Origin of the sequence: Vibrio sp. ZF 223, assembly GCF_003050585.1 — a bacterium.
In the GTDB taxonomy this organism is placed as follows: Bacteria; Pseudomonadota; Gammaproteobacteria; order Enterobacterales; family Vibrionaceae; genus Vibrio; species Vibrio crassostreae.
Map to the genome: position 1 here is coordinate 51,379 of NZ_PIGB01000009.1, position 18,155 is coordinate 69,533.

Sequence of the window (18,155 nt, forward strand, 5' to 3'; positions counted from 1 at the left end):
ACTACAGCTAGCCGTTATTCAGCTAGTTACAACGCATCTAACTTACAGAGGCCATTATGATTATTACCACTACACAATCTGTCGAAGGCAAACGCATTGTCGATTACAAAGGGGTTATTGCCGGAGAAGCTATCCTAGGGGTGAACGTGTTCAAAGATATGTTTTCGGGTATTCGTGACTTTGTGGGTGGACGTTCTGGTACCTACGAGAAAGAACTGGAAAAAGCACGTAACTACGCATTCAAAGAGTTAGAGCAGAAAGCGATTGAAGCGGGTGCCAACGCAGTGGTAGGCGTAGATATTGATTACGAAGTACTTGGCACAGGCAATGGTATGCTGATGGTTTCAGCAAGCGGCACAGCAGTGGTTGTGGCTTAGTTGAATCACTCGCTAAATCGTGTGATTACCTAGAAAAAACGCCCCTTAGCTAAATCGTTAGCTAAGGGGCGTTATTGTATTCGTTGGACAACTTAGGCTTGAATAGCTCTAACTTGCACGACCTGCTGGCTCAGAGATCATGGCATCAAAAGAGGCCATTCGAGCCAAAAATTCTTTCCTATCTTTAGGCATAATTGAGCTTGCCATCGGTAAGTTAGCCTTCATCGCATCGACTGCTCGACCACGAACCAATACCTCAAAGTGCAAATGAGGACCTGTGATACGGCCAGTTGCACCTGATAACGCGATTTTCTGACCTCGCTTAATTTGCTGACCTTTCTTTACGAGGAAGCGGCTCAAGTGAAGATAACGTGTCGTGTATACGCTGTTATGTTCAATCACCAAGTATTTCCCGGCATAAGGGTGGTCACGAAGCGCCACAACACGGCCATCACCCGTTGAGTATACGGGTGCGCCCACAGGCGTCGCAAAGTCAGTACCATTGTGTGGCGAAATACGCCCTGTCACTGGGTGTCTTCGTTTAGGGTTGAACGATGAGGTAATTCTTCGGAATTTTCTATCTACAGGGTATCTATCGAAAGCTTGCTCTAGGCTATTACCCTCTCTGTCGTAGAAAAGACCATCAGGCGCAAGAAACGCCGCCACTTCTCGGTTTCTTAATTGAATTGAGATACCTTGAACTTCTGTTTTGCCCGTTAAATGATCATTCGTGTACTGCTCTTTGACCAGTACATTAAAGCTGTCACCTGCTCTTAGTTCACGAGTGAAGTTAACTTTATCTTTCAACGTGCGAGTAATATTGGCTATCTGAGCTGTCGTAAGCCCCGCTTTGTATGCAGATGTTGAAAAGCTACCATGAACACTGCCCGCGTAGAGTTTTTCCTTCCATTCACCAGGCATTTCATGAAATTGGTAGTTAAAGCTTCCATCATCATTTTTCGTAAAGACAGCTTGTTCTACGAGACTTTCATGGAAAATGAGCTCTACGAGTTGTTTGGAGTCACTATCCAACAGCAACTCTAGATGGTCACCAGGCTTTATTGTGTCGAGTTTCAAAGATTCAAGATCCGCTTCCATGACCTTGTGAACCGTTTCATAAGGCAGATTCCACGATTCGAATATATTACTGAGGGTATCCCCAACCTTCACAAAGTAGTGAATTTTGATCATTGAGTTCGAATTGGTTTGTGGCGGCGCCTGCTCCTTACCGTCCGTGTGCAGTTCTTGATAAGGCGTGACTTTTATTGAGATTTCTTTTTCTGGTTCAGGATGAAAAGAGAGCAAAGCAGCAAGGGAAAATGCGCTGATAGCAATAACGATCAGGCCAATACGGAGGAACTTCATAAAATACTTAGCGGTTATAACGAGGAACTTAGAAAGTGTTATAACATAACAATTCATTCAAAGAAATAAATGAAATGTAAGAAACCGCAGCGCGATTGGCGTGAAAATATGGTGGGCATGCAAGGCCCACCATCTTAGTTAACACTACTCTTTATCTAGTATTATTCTTCAAGAAGTGCTTCGAAGCGTTCTAAGCCACGCAGCATCTCAAAGTCAGGTTCATCAGCCAATAACTCCCGCATTGAACCACTGGCTTCGATAGAGCGCTCTAAGTCATCGATCGCTTGGCCTTCAGCACCTAACCTTGCGTAAGCACAAGCACGTTGATACAAGGCGTGAGCATTTTGATCGTCCACTTCCAACACGCGATTACATAAGCTCATCGCCCAGTGGTATTCCTGCATGTCCATTGCGGCATCGGCTTTGTAAGTTAGTGCTTCCAAATCACCCGGGCGAACTTTTAAGATCTCATCGTAGATTTCAATTTTCTGCTCGGCGGTTTGAGCATTCTGAGCCCTCAACCATAAATTATGAATTTCATTGATGATTTCGATTTCTCGGTTGTTCTCTGAGATGATTCGAGTCTTACGCTTAAGATCCCTTTCAAGAACGTTAAACTTCTTCTCATAATCTTGGGCTATGTCGTTGAGTCGTCGGTCAGCCATCTCTTTGGTGGTGTGTTTCAACTCTTTGAGTGATTGCCAACCCACCAATGCAATTAGGGAGGCAACACCGGCAATAATGTAGAAGAAGTAGGTTACGGTTACATTGGCGTAATTCAGAGACTTGTCTGCCACAGTCAGTTCCCGGTCAGTCATCTGAATGGTCAAGCGTCTTTCAAGATCTTGCTGTTCCATTCGTAGTTGCTTCAGCTCATCCAAGATATAGCGCTCCATCAGCGGTCTATCCAAATACTCTTGTTCAGAGTACTTAACCTCTTCGCTTGCAAAACTCATCGCGCTGAACACCGAGATAACTGCAATCAATAAGATTCGAAGCATTATACATTCCTTATATATTTATCTTTAGACTAACTGTATCTCGTAATAAGCATACAAGCTAGGAAGTCGACAATTTTGCCATGTCCATATTGGAATTAACACTCTAAAACATCATTGATAATTATAAAACACCTGAAGCAACATCATTAATTTCTAAATTATAAAAATACCGCGTAATACTGTTCTATATAATTAATTCGCGATGCGAATATACCAAAAATTGATTTATTGCATCGAGATGAATCTTATATTAATAACGATCAGAGCGAGGTTAATTTGAATAATCCACGATACGATTTATTAAGCCGTGTACTGCACTGGGTAATGGCTTCTGTAATCATCTACGCAACAATAGCAGGGTATGTGATGCACTATGTCACCAGCCATCCAGAGCTGTTTTCTTTTTTGTCAGTGCTCAACATGTCATTGGCGACCGTTGCGACACCGCTGCTCGTGGTGCGTTATATCTGGAGCCACTTTCGCTCATCGCCAAACATGCCAACCTCTGTGCCTGAAGGGCAAAAATGTGTAGCTAAGCTTGCACATTCTTTGATGTACCTTGTGATGTTTATGGTTTTCAGCACCGGTTACTTAATGCTAAAGGAGCCGTACTCTTTATTTTGGCTAGTGGGCGTAAATAACCTAATTACCAACTCTGCAATCAACGGCTTCTTTTTCTATCTACATCGTGCCAGTTGTATTGTCCTCGCCTGTTTAATTGTGCTGCATATCAGTGCCGCCCTTAAACACCACTTTGTCTCTAAGAACTATGTATTGAAGATGATGCTCTAGAATCAGAGAACTCAGGACGGTTTACACAAACAAAAAAGCCATAGCATGTTCGCTATGGCTTTCTTATTTCAATTCGCTTACTTGGTTTGGGTATCAAGCATCACTTGCCAGTATTCACATTTTGCCAAGAACTCTTTTAAATAAAGTTCTGGGTTAGCAAGCTTCTCGCCGCCTTTAACATCGGCGCCAGTCACTCGCCAAAAGCCTCGAGTTACCAAGTTTCGATGATAAATAAAATCGTTAAGTTCATTTGTCTTCAAAGGAAGCTGCTCACCAAACGTCTGTTCGTATAGGCTCAACGTAGAGGCTTGTTCACTTGAGGTCTCCCTTAAAAAGGTATCCAGATCCAAACCTAATGACTGTTGCTGCTCTTTTGATAATGCTTTAGTTAATTTAGAGATCACAGTAAACAGCGCCAGTTCTACTTTTTGTGATGCTAATAACGACGCACCCAAAAGTGCATGTTCATTGGATACGTGTTGCTCTGTTGATGAAACGGTAGCTGTTGTCACTGTGTTAACCTCAAATAGTCATAATGGATGTTAGGGAGCGATTCCAATTACGCGCTTTTGCTAAACTGGATTTGTTCAGCATCAACAATCATAAAGCCAGTTGCGTCTTCGCTCTTCTCTACTTTTACTAAACCTTTAAAGCCTATTTGCGACAACTTTTTCGCAAGGTGCTCTGGCGCTGTTTCAAAAACCACCGACATGAAAGGTAAATGCTCTGCGGAAACAAAGCCATGCTCGTTAAACAGGTCCATTGCGTGAGATAAATGGTCTGAGTCGGTTAATTCAATAATTTCTACAACTTCTTCCAACAACATTTTCGATTCCATATTCGCCAGAAAGTGACTGACACAAGCACTTACGTTTTGCTCGCATACATCCCGATGCCCGAAGACACCCCTTTAGTAGTAGGGGGATCATAACATATTAATAATCGAAAAATATGTTTAATTTCCCTAACCCATTGGGAATATTAGAAAACAATAGAAACTGGTGAAGCATAGACAAGACCAATTCGTCTTATTGAAAGCAACAGCCTGATTTTGGGCAATTAGGCTAACGTAGCTTGAGAATCGCCCGTTTCTACAATCGATTCTTGTAACAAGCCAGCATAAATACCATTGTGCGCCACCAGTTGTTGATGATTACCTTGCTCAACAATTTCACCCTTTTCCAACACCAAAATGGTGTCTGAGTGACGAACAGTACTCAAACGGTGGGCAATCGCAATCACGGTTTTCTCTTTGAACAGACGCTGCATCGCTTTTTGAATGAGATCCTCGGTAATCGAATCTACCGAGCTGGTTGCCTCATCTAGCATCATCAGTTGTCCACCTTGGGCGACAGCTCTAGCGAACGAAATCAGCTGCGTCTGCCCTACCGATAAGTTTGCCCCGTTCTTATCTAGTTGGAAGCCATAGCCTTGAGGCAGTTGTTCAATAAACTTATCGGCATAAACATAACGCGCCGCCTGCTCAATCTCGGTACTTGATAAATGTTCTTTACCTAGTGCGATATTGAACGCAATCGTCTCTTCGAATAAATGCACATCTTGCATCATCATCGAGAACAAATGTGTCGAGTCTTCACTAGAGATCTGCGACAGCTCAATGCCATTCAGCAGTATGCTGCCTTCATAGTCTTGGTAGGTTTTCGAGATCAAACGCAGAATCGTTGACTTACCTGAGCCTGTAGAGCCCACCAGTGCGATTTGATGCCCTTTCTCCAATACAAACGAGACATTCTTTAGAACGTACGGAGCATCATCTTTGTAGCGGAAGCTTACGTTCTTAAACTCAAGGCTTTCAAACTGCTCTAACGGTTTAGCAACCTTCTCTGATGGCAGCAGGTTGCGCCCCTCTTCTTCGGTCGGTTCAACAAACAGCTCTTCGATATGGTCGAACGCGGCAAATGAGCTCTGAATCGAAGTAATCTGTGAGGTGAAGTCTCGAATCGGTACGAACACTTTTTCTAAGGTGTTGATGAACGCAATCAGCACACCCAAGGTGAGCACCCCTTCTATCACTTGCTCAGAACCGTACCAAATCATTACCGCGATGGTGATGGATGTAATACCAGAAATGAATGAGAACAGAATAGCGTCGTATTTATTGATCTTTTTCTGCGCTCTCAAAAACTCGTCGGTATAGCCTTGGTAACGTTGTTCGACTTGCTCTTCTGCTCGGTACATCTGTACGGTTTTCATACCAAACAGCACTTCTTGCAAGAAGCCAATACCTTGAGCCAGTGACGAACGAGTCACCTTATACAGAGCACGAAGTCGATTTCGAACATGTACAGTCAGATACATGACCGGAGGCATGATGATCAATACGATCAGCGTCAGCTTCCAATCAATTAAGAACATCATGACCAGCAGCGCAATGGTGTTAATGCTGTCTTTTACCAAACCGACAACCGACTGAACAAACGTCTCACCGATGGTTTCTAAATCACTGGTTAGACGCGAGAGCGTGACACCGATTGGTGTATTGTCAAAGTAACTGCGTGGCAATTTCAAAACACGAGCAAACAGAACTGAGCGCATGTCAGTAATCGTGTATTGACCTGTTTTACGTAGGTTATATGCGTAAGTGGTATCCACTACATAACTGACGATTAGTACAGCAACGAGGTAGAAAACGTATTCTAACAGCCCGTCCATATCACCATGACTCAACTGAACGTCGATCACTTGAATAATCAACCATGGGAACAACAAGCTTGTGATGACAGAAAGCGGAAGCATCGCAATGCCCAAAATCGCCGAGCCTTTGTATTTCTTAGCAAACTTAAAGAAATGCTTGAGGTACTTGAGGTCAACACCTTTTAACATGCTGCTGCCTCCGTTTCATTTTGCTGTAGTAGCCATGTCTCGTAGTAGTAATCGCAAGTTTTCAGTAGGGTTTTATGGTCGCCCTTAGCAATCACTTTTCCTTCATTCAACACGATAACTTCATCCATGTATTCAAGTGCATTAACACGATGTGAGACAACAAGAACCGACTGATTTTCCAATCGCTTAAATAGGCCTTCTAAGATTTTTCTCTCAGTCTCGTAGTCAACGGCAGACAGAACGTTATCCATAATGATGAGATCGGTTGGTTGTAATAGAGCACGAGCAATGCTCAAGCGCTGTTTTTGCCCCCCTGACAACATAATGCCCTTCTCACCGACTAAGGTTTGGTCACCTTGCTCAAAGCGCGTCACATCACCGGCTAATTGGCTAAGCTCTAACACTTCATCAACCTGGCTTTTTGCTAGCTCGGTATCGCCGCTACCAAAACGAATATTCGCTTCAACAGTTGCTGAAAACAAATACGGGTCTTGGGTGACGGTTTTAACGTAACGACGTAAATCGCTACGCGAGAAGCTAGTGATATCTCTATCACCAAGCAGTACTGAACCTTGTGGAGTGTCTAAGTGATGGTTCAAACAGTTCACCAACGTCGTTTTGCCCGCACCGATTCCGCCTAACACTCCGACTTTCTTCCCTGCTGGAATATCAAAACTGATGTCATCGAGAATCAGACGCTCTTCACCCGGGTAGCTAAAGCTTAGGTTACGCACGGAGAACGTTTTTCCTTTAAGCGATTTCACATCGAGCTCAGAAAGCTTCTGCTCATCCAACTCTGGGATTTGGGCATTAAGAATAGTTTGTGCGCTTTGAATACCGACCATACCGCGCTGATAAATCGTCGCGATTCGTCCTAATTGCATAAGCGGCATGGCGAGCAAAACTGAGTAAGTTAGGAATGCTGTGATTTCACCTAGGGTCAGTTCCTGTCTCATCAACATAAAACCACCTAGACCTATAATAATGATTTTCATTAGGTCATTGGCGTAATCGAGAACCGGCATAAAGAAGACTTGGATACGCGTGATTTTAAGGCGACATTCAAGTAACAGCTGATTCAGCTTCTCAGTCTCCGCTTTTACCCAAGGTGACATCTGCTGGCTTTTAATCAGATCAATCCCAGACAGATAACTCATCAGTTGTGCAGACAAGTTTTGCAGTCGCTTCATATGCTCTAGATGGAGCGTTTTCATGCGCTTAAAGCCCACTCGGAAAATCACGAAAGCGATTGAAATCGGAATGATCGAATACAAGGTTAGTTCTGGCGATATACGCCACATGTATAGCGGCGTTAGCGATAGAGCGAGCAACGCATTAAAGAATTGCAGAAAGCCAACACCAAACATCAAACGAATACCACTTAGGTCATTGTTAATGATTGAGATTAAACGGCCAGAAGCAAAGCGCTCGTGAAAGCTGTTTGGCAAGCGATTCAGTTTTTGTAGAAGAGTGGTCTTAAGTGAAGCTTCTGTAATTCGCCCGGGGTTAAGCGCGTAAATGCGAGACAGAATCCTAACAACGACCATAGCAACCGACATACCAACAACGATCCACACATAGGACTGCAACTGTTGATGTCCACTTGAAGAGGCGTCATCAATCAGATCTATTGCCAATTGAATATAACGAGGGATTTCTACTTGTAACCAGTTAACGAGAAAAATGAACACAACCGCAAGTAAGTACGAGGTGCGATTCATGCGCAAGTAATGGGCAATAAACTGTCTTTTATTCATAACGTTCTTTGTTGAGGGCAGGCATAAAGCGACATAGTGATACTCTTTAATTAGGGTTGTATCACGATGGTAAAGATACACCAAAAACACTTAGTTGACAATATCAACCACATTCCATTATTCGTCAGTCCTATTCATTTTTTGTATTGCAGAAACAACTTTGCCGCCAATATGGCGGCAAAGATATTAATGGTTCGAATATGAAGCGCTAACTAACACTCATACCATGTTAGAGAATCACATCGACTTGGTCATTTTCTATGCTATATGAGTTTCTCACCTCGCTACCCAATGCTGATGGGTACCACACTTCGACCCAAACTTTATCAACATGGTTGGGCAACAATAGCGTTGTTGAAAAGTCAGTGTCTTCATTAATAGGCATTCTTAACACTTGTGAGGTGTAGTCGACAACGTCCCCATCAAACTCAGTGTACAAGCTCATAAAGCCCCGCGAACTTTGTGAACTTGCGACATCGACCGTCACAGCGACTTCCCTCTCAGTTGAGAAATCAAAGTCTTCCGGTATGGTCAGCTCGACCGATCTCAACACTTGTGCCGCAGGCGCGACGCTAGACGTCACTGTGTTATTGCCAGCAGATGACGTGTTGCCTGATGAGGAATCATCCGCTGGTGGGACAGAGCTTGGAGCTGATGTGGTAGAGCCACCACCACCGCCGCCTCCGCCACACGCTGCAAGGAAGACAAGAGTCACACTACTTAGCATTAGTTTTGATAGTTTCATAAATCCTCCTTGATTAATCTTCAGTAGACCAAGTTTTGTCTGAGTTAGGGTTTAGATACCAAGTCGGTTTAGAAGAACCGCCAGACGTCGCCCATTCTGCAAAGTCTGGGAACGCTTCACTGATATCAATGTACTCGGATGGGTGATTCCAAGGAGATGAAATTAAGATACCCCAAGGCATGTTCTGCGTAGTTCTGTAGTATTTTCCACTATCTGGATCTGAATCATCTTGTGCCACACCGTAAAAGTCGCTTACTAACGTACCACGTGACGTTGGTGGAAGATCCGCTGTGTGAATTTCAAGATCTTTACCCGGAGAGCCAGTAAAGCTAGAGCCATGGTAATACCCTTCACCCGGACCGAAGATGAATGGGTCGAAACCACTTAATGGCAGAAGTGAACTCACCGTTGGTTGATCGTCGTCGTTAAACGGTAGTGAGATGCTAAACGTCATTTGATCTGACTCAAGAGACGGATTACAAGATGGGTTGGTACGGTGGAACATACACTCATCGTTAATAGGGATATCATTTTTTAAGTTCAACGAAGCTACAACAACAAGGTCACCTCCTGGTGATGCAACCGATTTGTCTTCGCCCGTAAACGGTGAGATATTCACACGAGTTGCGCCGTTTTTCTGCACTCTGGCGGTCTGCAAGTCGACATCCGACTCATCAAAGCCACTCAATTTCCAACCTAAGCCGTTACCGTAAGAGGCGCCGTAGGCCATGATGCTACCGCTAATATCCATACGTAACACAGCATCATCTTTACTTAGAATGGTGGTTCGGTAATAAACAACAACATCATTTAAATCGAAGTCACCAACTTCAGGCCAGTTATCTTCGAACGCTGCAGTGTAGTAGTTAGAGTGTTGAATTGTGGTTCCCGGATCAGTCACGTTGAACACGTAATCCTCGACTTCCCCGTCACCAACGTAACCATCACTTGGGATGTTAGGGCTGCTCGCTAGACGGAAACGTGTTTGTACAGTCCCCACACTCGCATCATCAGCCACTCGAATTGGAACCACTTGGCCCCCTTCAACAACCGAATGGTTTTTCAAGATTTGTTCATCATCATCGAAAGTACCACTCAAGTCCCAGTCAGCCCAAGCTTGTAGGTAACCATTACCCACAACGTTAACGTTGATGAGACTATCCAACCCAATTTCTAAGTTAGTAAGTAGCGTAATACCGTCGTCATCATTCCCGTCAACATCCAAGTCATCACCGTTTGATAAGGCGCCCGGTTGTCCGTCAGAGTCTGTATCGATACTGGCCCCTAGATAAAGCGTTGAAGAGACAGCATGTTCAGCACCATTGCTTGCTTGTAACGTTGCATAAGTGTCCGGCGCATCACCAAAATCAGACTCGTCGGAACTCTCTATCGGATTCGTAAAACCACTTAAATCCCAGTTACCATCAAACGCTGAAAAGATTGGGTTAGGGAAGCCACTGCCACTCGTTGTAACAGTTTCAAACTGAAGGGTAACAATAGAGGTATTTTTGTAGGTAAACTTAACCGCACCTGACGTATCAGTTTCAGAATAATTGGTGCCTGGTCCGGTGAAGAGAACTGAATTGCCATCAGCACTCTCTTCAGCAGTCAAACTGGCACTCGCACTACCTAGCTGGTAACTGTAAAAACCTTCACTTTTAAATACTCGAACTTGCTCTGACTGAACGGGCTCACCATCAATGTCATAGCCAATCATTTCAAATTCAGGAATGGTGTAAGGAACAGAGAACGTACCTGAAAGACCGTCAGTACCATCAAAAAATTCGAACGTATAAATCAGCCCCGCAGAACCAGCAGAATTAGTTTGGTAGAGAAAACCAATATCACCTGACGGTTGTGTTGCGCCTACTTTGTAATTGGGTGCATGAAACAAAAATGTCGCATCACCAAATACGCTACTGGATACCTTAGCATCTATGGTTTTTCCATCGTGTGTACCGACATTTAGAAAATGCATAGAGGCGCCATCGTAGGTTGGCCCCGCCCAACTGCTACTCCCGTTTGTTGACTCTATGTGATTTGAGAAGTCCAAGTCCACCACGCTTGCCTGGACTGGGACACTGACTATTGCGCCAATGAGATAGATAATTTGCTTGTATTTCATAGTTAACCTCGACTTCTTCTTCGCTTAGGCGATTTCCTTGAAAAGTACGTAAACTCTGAACGGCAAAGCTAAATAAACGTCTCCCTAAAATCTGATGCTGCGAGACAAAGGATGTACACTTTTTCTTTTAATGCCGACAAAACGAGTTGCATAAGTAGGTTAAGCAAGAGTGAAGCCAAGTTTTTTTAAACTTAGAAAACAAATCTAACACCATGAAAGTATTAGTTTATTTACCTACATTCTCCTTAGGTTCTAGACCCAATAAACACTATCTTCAAAATAGGAATCAATTTGATGAATGAAGTAACTCAATTTGACAGCTTGTCATAGATAGGAGTGAGAGAAGTAGATTCCAAGCGAATAAAGATGTCGTTCAAACAGCAGGAAGCTGCATGAAACTGGAGAAATAATGACTATTGGCTGTAAGCAAAGTTGGGGGTGGGGGGGCTGCAAGCGCTAACGATGAACTGCTTAAATGCGGGGTGAAATTAAACAGTTCAAAGATCAATGTCGGCTGCAGTGCAGTTACAGCTGAACAATTACTGCTGTGCTATTACTGCAATATAAGCTTGGGTGAGATTAAAGCATTTCTTTTGCGATCAAATGCAACAAAAACGTCTCGCGCTCAATGCTCATACCCTTTTTAGGACTTTCGGCCATCGTCTTTTCATTATGAGCAATCGCTTCATGGATGTTCATCCACACAGGCTTCATTCCGTTTTTAACTTCGTAATCTTCGTAAGCCGTCTCACCAAGTTCACGATCGATCTTGCAGGAATAGCAGTAGGAAATCATATGCATGATATCTGCATCATCTTTGTACCAAGGGCGAAACTCTTCAAAAATGCCAAACGGCTTAATACCATGAATGTTCTTTGCACCCGTCTCTTCTTCAAGCTCTCGGACCATGCCCGCAATCACATCTTCGCCTTCATCTAAACCACCACCAGGGATGGTGTAGTCGTGGTAACGCTCGGTATACAGCATCAGAATATCTTCACCATCTAAGACAATCGCTCTGGCGGCATTACGCTTATAAACTGTTTTGTTATCTAGGTGATCGATATCTGGGTGAATGGTGGTTTTTAGGTGTCTCATGGCTCTAACTGCTCAACTGAATTTGGCGGCATCATATCATAATCATTCATAGATTCGAGGTTCATAGCGGTTCACATCAACACGCCTTCTAACTTTGTACCTCATAGCCGATAAAGCAAGAAAACATCACATAACCTCTGAAAAGCCTTCACTCAACAATTCATGCCCTTCTCTCGCCCGGCTAGCTTAGCTTGATCTAGCCCTCAAAAAGCAGCTAAACATGGCGAAATATCAACCTATTTCAATATCTTGACCAAATTAGGACAACCTTTTCTGAAATCTAAAATATACTCATTTCATAGAGCTTCTCATTTGGTTCTGTAGAACTTAACGCATTCAATTATAGAGTTATGACGTAGGAGATAAGCATGAAGAAAATTGGTTTGATGGCTGTATGTGCCGTTGTATTAGGCGGTTGTGCAAACGACTATGCAGAATATAGCGAAGGCCAACGTGTTTCAGTCGCTAACCCAGCAGCTGTTTATTGTGTTCAACAGGACGGTGAATTAGATACGGTTACTGAAAACAATCAGCGTACAACTTACTGTGTATTCGATGACGGCGAGCGCATTGAACAGTGGGAGTACTACCGCAATAACCATGAGCAAGAAACTGAAAAGTAATCACTTCTATTACAAGTTTCCAATCTCAAAGCTGTAAAATCCTCCCCCTAAAAACTCAATTATGTTACGTAGACTGTCTGCCATAAGGCAGCGGTTTACCGTACACACACACCAATTGAACACTGTTTTATTTCTGACACAGCTCTGACATTAGCCTAACCTACACCGATAGAATGCCCGCCTGTTACAAAATTTTACACATAGAATTATTATGAAAAGCCAATCAAAAACGAAAGAACAAACTCAAATGTCATTTGAACTGCCAGAGTTCACCCTTTCTCAGTCGACATCTCAAGTGATCTACAAACGCTGCCAAACCGCTCTCATTGTTTTAGCGATTGGTATTGTCGCAAACCTTGCGCTTCGAATTGATTTCGTATTATTGAACGGAAATGTTGGTGAGATCTCAGTGACAGAGATGTTGCAACAGCTGCTACTTATCGTAACTTCAGGTTCTTTTGCTTACCTAGCGAGAAAGAGATGTGAAGTAAAACACGCTGCGGCTCTCATTAGCGCCTTCTTCGCTGTACTGTTCATTCGTGAAATGGATTTTTGGTTCGATAAGATCGCACACGGTGCATGGGTTGTTCCTGCTGCGCTAGTTGCTGGTAGCGCTATTTTTTATGCTGTAAAAAACGGCAAGCGCACTATCGATCAACTTGCCCTTATTTTGGCTTCTCCTCACATGAACCTGTTAGTGACAGGCGTAATGTTACTGCTAGTATTCTCCCGTCTATTCGGTATGGGGAGCTTTTGGCACAATGTGATGGGCGATGATTACGTTCGTGCCGTTAAAAACATTGCAGAAGAAGGCACAGAACTACTCGCCTACTGCTTAATTGCGTTTGCTAGCCTAAAAACAGTTCTTGGCATCACCAGAAAAAAATAACGATTTATCGCCACCAGCGATTCGTATGACCCGATTCAGGGTCTAACAATCGATTCAGAAAAGTTAGGTTGGTATCTAGTAACGCTAGGTACTCCCTGACTTTTTTTATATCCGTACCTACTGGAGTACCTCGAATACAGCCTTCCAATACCGGAAGCAGACTTTCCACAATACTAAACTTAGGTGAACTTCCGACTAAGCCTTTTGCTTTCGCCAAGGCTTCCAAGGAAAGCCTTTCTGGCTCCGACCTCACCATCTTCAAATCTCGCTTAAACGCTCCGGCACATACTCCTTCGAGATACACTCGGTACATTGTAAGCACATCCATCAATAAAAACAGCTGACCTTGAGTCGTTTGGTGAGGATATGGGACTGCAACATGAGCCTCCAACTTGCGATCTATCTGCAGTTCTACGCCAAGCGCCGAACACTTTTCAACGAGAACTTTGAGCAAACCTTGCTCGTCCATTAGCGTTTGAATCTCAAAGATTCGTTGCAAGTGATAGTCATTCGACACAAACGTTATCTTTACACCTTGCCCACGAGTAAACAGACCACTCTCTATCATCTCAGCAGCTAAATTTTGGATGTTTTCTACAGTATTGGTTGAATGCTGCTCTAATAAAATCGCTCCCAGAGTAAACGGGACTTCGCGGAGGCTTTCCAACTCTCGAAAGTATCGGTGCATCGCATCGGCTTCCGAAACACTCTGCCCTTTGGTTACCCCACCACAAAAAGCGACCGCTGTAGACGAGCGACGCTCTGCGTTCAAGGACTCCGCCAGATACTTCACCAAAGCATCAACTCGACTGATTCCTTCCTCAGTCAATTCATTCTCATTAAGCCGTTTACCCAGCACAATAAGGAGGTTATTAATGCTCATTTTATGTTCAAGTCTCGTTTTGGGGATTAGATGGAGTGAATTATGTATACAATACTTGTGAACAAAAGTATTTTGAAATTCTTATAAGTTGCTCGCAATAATGCTCACTATTGCAAAGCAACACAATAAGGTACTCGACAATCAAAGTGCAGCTTAAAAGCACAATAGCACGATCATAGGGTCCACAGGGCTACGCTGGTTAGCGTTAGTTTTAAACAGAGAACGCTTTCACACATATAAGTGAAACGAACAAAATACAAATTTTACACAGAGTTCGTCCATCGAACCGTCTTCACAGGAAGTTACTATGCTGTCTATTTTTGATATCTACAAAATTGGGGTTGGGCCGTCCAGCTCCCACACAAATGGACCAATGATCGCTGGGTTTAACTTTACCCAAAAAATTGATGCTCAGCTTAAGCAAGTGAAGCGTATTCAAATCGACTTATACGGCTCGTTATCATTAACGGGTATTGGTCACCACACAGACAGAGCGACCTTGTTAGGTTTGCTAGGTAACCGCCCCGACACCATTAAAATTACCAGTGCTAACCAAGCAATGCGTAAGGCGATTGAAGACAAATCTCTACTGGTGAGCGGTAACCATGAAATTCATTTCGATGTAGAAAGCGACCTGCTCTTCCACAAAACCAACCTTCCGCTGCATGAAAATGGCATGACTATCTCTGCATTTGACGCAAGCGGTAGCCTTCTGGATATGGAAACCTACTACTCGATTGGTGGTGGCTTTATCGCAACCGCTGATGAGCTACAAAACGGCAAACAGGAAGCAGAAACACAAGTTGAGTTCCCTTTCTCTTCTGCTGACCAGTTGCTTGAACTCTCAGAACAACAAGGACTTAGCCTTGGTGGCTTAATCCTGCGCAATGAAGTTTCATTCCAAGATATGGATGTGATTGACCAGAAAGCCGACCAAATTTGGAAGGTGATGTCATTGTGCATGCAGCGTGGTTTTGACACCGAAGGCATTCTTGATGGCGGTCTAGAAGTCACTCGTCGAGCACCTGCTCTTTTGAAAAAGCTTGAAGCGAATGCCTCAATTGAAAACGATCCAATGGAAATCATGGATTGGATTAACCTGTTTGCCTTTGCCGTGAGTGAAGAAAACGCAGCGGGCGGTCAGGTTGTCACATCACCGACCAACGGTGCTGCTGGCGTTATTCCTGCAGTTTTGATGTACTACCATCGTTTCATCAAAGAGCTAGACACTAAGCAGCTTAAGGACTTCTTGGCAGTCTCTGGTGCTATCGGCATCTTATACAAAACCAACGCTTCGATTTCTGGTGCAGAAGTAGGTTGTCAGGGTGAAGTTGGCGTATCTTCATCAATGGCTGCTGCTGGCCTAACTGCCCTACGTGGTGGTAGCAACGAGCAAATCTGTATTGCCGCTGAGATCGCGATGGAACACTCACTGGGCATGACATGCGATCCGATCGGCGGGCTTGTTCAGGTGCCATGTATCGAACGTAACGCAATGGGTGCAATGAAAGCAATTAATGCATCGCGCATGGCATTGAAACGTACCAGCAAGTGTCTTATCTCGTTAGACAAGGTTATCGAGACCATGTACCAAACAGGTAAAGACATGAACAAGAAGTACCGTGAAACTTCTCTAGGCGGCCTGGCCGTGATTCACATGGCCCCCCCGTGTGAGTAACAGACTAGAACACGAGTGGAGAAAGCCTCTATAGAGGCGGCATTCGTGTAAACTTAGTTTTCAATATCTCAACAAAGCCAGCCACCAAGCTGGCTTTTTTATTGGCTAAAGCCCAGCAGACAATTGAAAGTGATACTCACTCAACACTTTTACAGAATACGCCCCTCTAATTTTCCCTTTATTAGTTCATTACTTAGCCACAAATGATGATGACTGCATTTCACACCGCCATGTATCCACTAGCAAAATCTAACATTGCAAATTTCATTCATGAGAAATATGAATGCACTCATAAGAAAAGATATATCGAGCAAAGTCCTGTTTGGGATAGATGTTTCAGTTTATGTATTACTAGTAATGATATTATAATCGGGTAATTAAACTACATATCAATACAAATGTGAGAATAAAATAATGTGGAATAGATTAAACAAATCAATGATGTTCTGCCAGATGATGTTTGGGCTTTCGTTCTATGGCGTCATGGTGATCTTGACTCGTTTCTTCCTTGAAGATCTGAACTACAATGAAGCCGACACCATGATGGTTGTTGGTGCTTTCTCTGCAATCGGACCGCTATTTGCTATCGCAGGTGGCTTCATCGCCGATAAATTTTTAGGCGCATACCGATCTTTGACTATTGCCTTTTTAGGCTTCGCAAGTGGTTATGTTTTACTGGTACTCGGTGCAGCTGCTACCAATGTACCGATGGCATTATGTGGTATCGCTTTAGCAAGTTATGCACGTGGTTTGATGTCCCCTTCTTACCCAAGTCTTTACAAACGCACGTTCAAAACTCAAGAAGATTTTGAAAACTGCTACCCAATCAACTACTCAGTAAACAACATTGGTGCGTTACTAGGCCAATACTTGTTCCCAATGCTAGTGCTTGTTGTTGGTTTCCACGGTGGTTTCCTTCTTTCTGCTGTTCTAGCAGGCGCTGCGCTTCTAATGATGATCTTTGTTCGCAAGGGCCTTGTTGAAGCAAGTGCTGAAATCGATCAACAACCAGTAAGCACTAAAAACTGGGCAGCCTTCCTTGGCCTTTCTGCAGCTATGATTGGCTTGGTATTTTTCATGTTCTCTAACATGGATATTGGCCAAAACATCGTATATGCAATTGGCGGTGCAGCGATCATCTACTTTGTCTCTTTGATGATGAAATCGAAGAAGTCAGACATGCTGAAAATGGGCACAATCTTAATAATCACATTCCTGACGACCTGTTTCTTCGTGTACTACGGCCAGATGATGACGTCGATGACTATGGTAGCAATCAACACCATGCGTGGTGACCTATTTGGCTTCATTCCTGTTGCACCAGAAGCGTCAATGGCGATGAACCCACTATGGTGTATGGTTGCGGGCCCTATCATCGCGGGTATCTTCTCTAACCTAGAAAAGAAAAACATTAACTTCTCTACGGCAACGAAAGTCGGTTTCTCATTCATTCTAACGGCTATCGCTTTCGGTATCCTAACAATGGCAGTAACCACAGTTGGTGATGACGTTCTGATTCGCCCTGAAGTATTCCTAGCGATTCACTTCTTCCTAGCATTTGGTGAAGTAATTGTTGGCTCTATGGTTGTAGCCTTCATCTTGTCAGTTGCACCTAAGCACATCGAGAACTTCTCAGTAAGCTTGTTCTCTGTTGCTATCGCACTATCGGGCATTGTTGGTGCCGTATTCTCAACGTCTATTGCACTAGAGAAAGGCCAAGAGATCACACAAGAGATCGTGCAAACGGTTTACGGTGATTACTTCCAAATGCTGACTGTTCTTGCAGTCGTGATGGTAGGTATCGCAATGGCAGCATCGTTCATTATTCGTAAGATGCTAGAAGCTGCGAAAGCCGCTGATGAAACAATTGAACTAGAGCAAGCTAACAGCTGATTACTCTCACGTTCAACCGCTCTAACACATCAAGCCCTTTAGTTTTCTAAAGGGCTTTTTTTGTCAATGAGTTTGACCCACACAG

Annotated in this window: 16 protein-coding genes; 6 read left to right on the forward strand and 10 right to left on the reverse strand. The window is 43.6% G+C overall.

Translation table 11 applies throughout. The features are described from left to right. Positions 1–56: 56 nt before the first annotated feature. The gene (locus CWO13_RS16815; protein WP_004730185.1) at positions 57–377 is read left to right on the forward strand and encodes a heavy metal-binding domain-containing protein; all 321 of its coding nucleotides are present in this window, start codon (positions 57–59) and stop codon (positions 375–377) included. A 108-nt stretch (positions 378–485) separates the two neighbouring features. Here CWO13_RS16815 and CWO13_RS16820 read toward each other — a convergent pair whose 3' ends face one another. Continuing rightward, the gene (locus CWO13_RS16820) at positions 486–1,742 is read right to left on the reverse strand and encodes a peptidoglycan DD-metalloendopeptidase family protein (protein WP_107899098.1); all 1,257 of its coding nucleotides are present in this window, start codon (positions 1,740–1,742) and stop codon (positions 486–488) included. A 161-nt stretch (positions 1,743–1,903) separates the two neighbouring features. After that, positions 1,904–2,743 carry a tetratricopeptide repeat protein gene (locus tag CWO13_RS16825; protein WP_102431489.1) on the reverse strand — a complete coding sequence of 280 codons (840 nt, stop codon included), beginning with the start codon at positions 2,741–2,743 and terminating at the stop codon, positions 1,904–1,906. A gap of 276 nt (positions 2,744–3,019) precedes the next feature. Between CWO13_RS16825 and CWO13_RS16830 the strand changes: the two genes are divergently transcribed. After that, entirely contained in the window at positions 3,020–3,535 is a 516-nt protein-coding gene (locus CWO13_RS16830; RefSeq protein ID WP_080967654.1) for a cytochrome b, read from the forward strand. A 77-nt stretch (positions 3,536–3,612) separates the two neighbouring features. On the opposite strand, the gene CWO13_RS16835 is transcribed toward CWO13_RS16830, so the two are convergent. From CWO13_RS16835 to CWO13_RS16870, 7 genes are all read right to left on the reverse strand, one after another. Beyond that, complete coding sequence (locus CWO13_RS16835; protein ID WP_048659122.1) at positions 3,613–4,047, reverse strand: hypothetical protein; 435 nt, start codon at positions 4,045–4,047, stop codon at positions 3,613–3,615. 47 nt (positions 4,048–4,094) lie between these two features. Further along, positions 4,095–4,361 (reverse strand): hypothetical protein, encoded by a 267-nt coding sequence (locus CWO13_RS16840; RefSeq protein WP_107899097.1) that lies wholly within the window; start codon positions 4,359–4,361, stop codon positions 4,095–4,097. Positions 4,362–4,594: 233 nt separating this feature from the next. Further along, positions 4,595–6,379 (reverse strand): ABC transporter ATP-binding protein, encoded by a 1,785-nt coding sequence (locus CWO13_RS16845; protein WP_107899096.1) that lies wholly within the window; start codon positions 6,377–6,379, stop codon positions 4,595–4,597. Then, a complete protein-coding gene (locus tag CWO13_RS16850; protein WP_102431486.1) occupies positions 6,373–8,136 on the reverse strand; it encodes an ABC transporter ATP-binding protein in 1,764 nt (587 codons plus the stop codon). Before CWO13_RS16850 ends, CWO13_RS16845 begins: the two co-directional genes overlap by 7 nt. Before the next feature lie 229 nt (positions 8,137–8,365). Next, positions 8,366–8,881: a hypothetical protein gene (locus CWO13_RS16855; RefSeq protein WP_102431485.1), complete on the reverse strand. Its 516-nt coding sequence runs from the start codon at positions 8,879–8,881 to the stop codon at positions 8,366–8,368. 13 nt (positions 8,882–8,894) lie between these two features. Continuing rightward, entirely contained in the window at positions 8,895–11,006 is a 2,112-nt protein-coding gene (locus CWO13_RS16860) for an LruC domain-containing protein (RefSeq protein WP_102431484.1), read from the reverse strand. A 579-nt stretch (positions 11,007–11,585) separates the two neighbouring features. Further along, complete coding sequence (locus tag CWO13_RS16870; RefSeq protein WP_004742421.1) at positions 11,586–12,104, reverse strand: NUDIX hydrolase; 519 nt, start codon at positions 12,102–12,104, stop codon at positions 11,586–11,588. A 368-nt stretch (positions 12,105–12,472) separates the two neighbouring features. On the opposite strand from CWO13_RS16870, the gene CWO13_RS16875 reads away from it, so the two are divergent. Together CWO13_RS16875 and CWO13_RS16880 are read left to right on the forward strand one after the other, a co-directional pair. After that, entirely contained in the window at positions 12,473–12,727 is a 255-nt protein-coding gene (locus tag CWO13_RS16875; RefSeq protein ID WP_017079683.1) for a putative hemolysin, read from the forward strand. A gap of 211 nt (positions 12,728–12,938) precedes the next feature. After that, positions 12,939–13,616, forward strand: coding sequence for a hypothetical protein (locus CWO13_RS16880; RefSeq protein ID WP_108083265.1), 678 nt, complete (start codon positions 12,939–12,941; stop codon positions 13,614–13,616). 4 nt (positions 13,617–13,620) lie between these two features. On the opposite strand, the gene CWO13_RS16885 is transcribed toward CWO13_RS16880, so the two are convergent. Next, positions 13,621–14,499, reverse strand: coding sequence for a YdcF family protein (locus CWO13_RS16885; RefSeq protein WP_108083266.1), 879 nt, complete (start codon positions 14,497–14,499; stop codon positions 13,621–13,623). A 307-nt stretch (positions 14,500–14,806) separates the two neighbouring features. Between CWO13_RS16885 and CWO13_RS16890 the strand changes: the two genes are divergently transcribed. Together CWO13_RS16890 and CWO13_RS16895 are read left to right on the forward strand one after the other, a co-directional pair. Then, positions 14,807–16,177, forward strand: a complete 1,371-nt coding sequence (locus CWO13_RS16890; protein ID WP_108083267.1) for an L-serine ammonia-lyase — start codon at positions 14,807–14,809, stop codon at positions 16,175–16,177. A 414-nt stretch (positions 16,178–16,591) separates the two neighbouring features. After that, positions 16,592–18,070 carry a peptide MFS transporter gene (locus CWO13_RS16895; protein ID WP_048669525.1) on the forward strand — a complete coding sequence of 493 codons (1,479 nt, stop codon included), beginning with the start codon at positions 16,592–16,594 and terminating at the stop codon, positions 18,068–18,070. The last annotated feature ends 85 nt before the right edge of the window (positions 18,071–18,155 follow it).

What these genes read in the sequence shown, in the direction of transcription:
- CWO13_RS16840 (WP_107899097.1), bottom strand. Translation starts at nt 4,361, where the DNA reads ATGTTGTTGGAAGAAGTTGTAGAAATTATTGAATTAACCGACTCAGAC.
- CWO13_RS16870 (WP_004742421.1), bottom strand. Translation starts at nt 12,104, where the DNA reads ATGAGACACCTAAAAACCACCATTCACCCAGATATCGATCACCTAGAT.
- CWO13_RS16815 (WP_004730185.1), top strand. Translation starts at nt 57, where the DNA reads ATGATTATTACCACTACACAATCTGTCGAAGGCAAACGCATTGTCGAT.
- CWO13_RS16825 (WP_102431489.1), bottom strand. Translation starts at nt 2,743, where the DNA reads ATGCTTCGAATCTTATTGATTGCAGTTATCTCGGTGTTCAGCGCGATG.
- CWO13_RS16855 (WP_102431485.1), bottom strand. Translation starts at nt 8,881, where the DNA reads ATGAAACTATCAAAACTAATGCTAAGTAGTGTGACTCTTGTCTTCCTT.
- CWO13_RS16845 (WP_107899096.1), bottom strand. Translation starts at nt 6,379, where the DNA reads ATGTTAAAAGGTGTTGACCTCAAGTACCTCAAGCATTTCTTTAAGTTT.
- CWO13_RS16875 (WP_017079683.1), top strand. Translation starts at nt 12,473, where the DNA reads ATGAAGAAAATTGGTTTGATGGCTGTATGTGCCGTTGTATTAGGCGGT.
- CWO13_RS16820 (WP_107899098.1), bottom strand. Translation starts at nt 1,742, where the DNA reads ATGAAGTTCCTCCGTATTGGCCTGATCGTTATTGCTATCAGCGCATTT.
- CWO13_RS16890 (WP_108083267.1), top strand. Translation starts at nt 14,807, where the DNA reads ATGCTGTCTATTTTTGATATCTACAAAATTGGGGTTGGGCCGTCCAGC.
- CWO13_RS16880 (WP_108083265.1), top strand. Translation starts at nt 12,939, where the DNA reads ATGAAAAGCCAATCAAAAACGAAAGAACAAACTCAAATGTCATTTGAA.
- CWO13_RS16885 (WP_108083266.1), bottom strand. Translation starts at nt 14,499, where the DNA reads ATGAGCATTAATAACCTCCTTATTGTGCTGGGTAAACGGCTTAATGAG.
- CWO13_RS16850 (WP_102431486.1), bottom strand. Translation starts at nt 8,136, where the DNA reads ATGAATAAAAGACAGTTTATTGCCCATTACTTGCGCATGAATCGCACC.
- CWO13_RS16860 (WP_102431484.1), bottom strand. Translation starts at nt 11,006, where the DNA reads ATGAAATACAAGCAAATTATCTATCTCATTGGCGCAATAGTCAGTGTC.
- CWO13_RS16895 (WP_048669525.1), top strand. Translation starts at nt 16,592, where the DNA reads ATGTGGAATAGATTAAACAAATCAATGATGTTCTGCCAGATGATGTTT.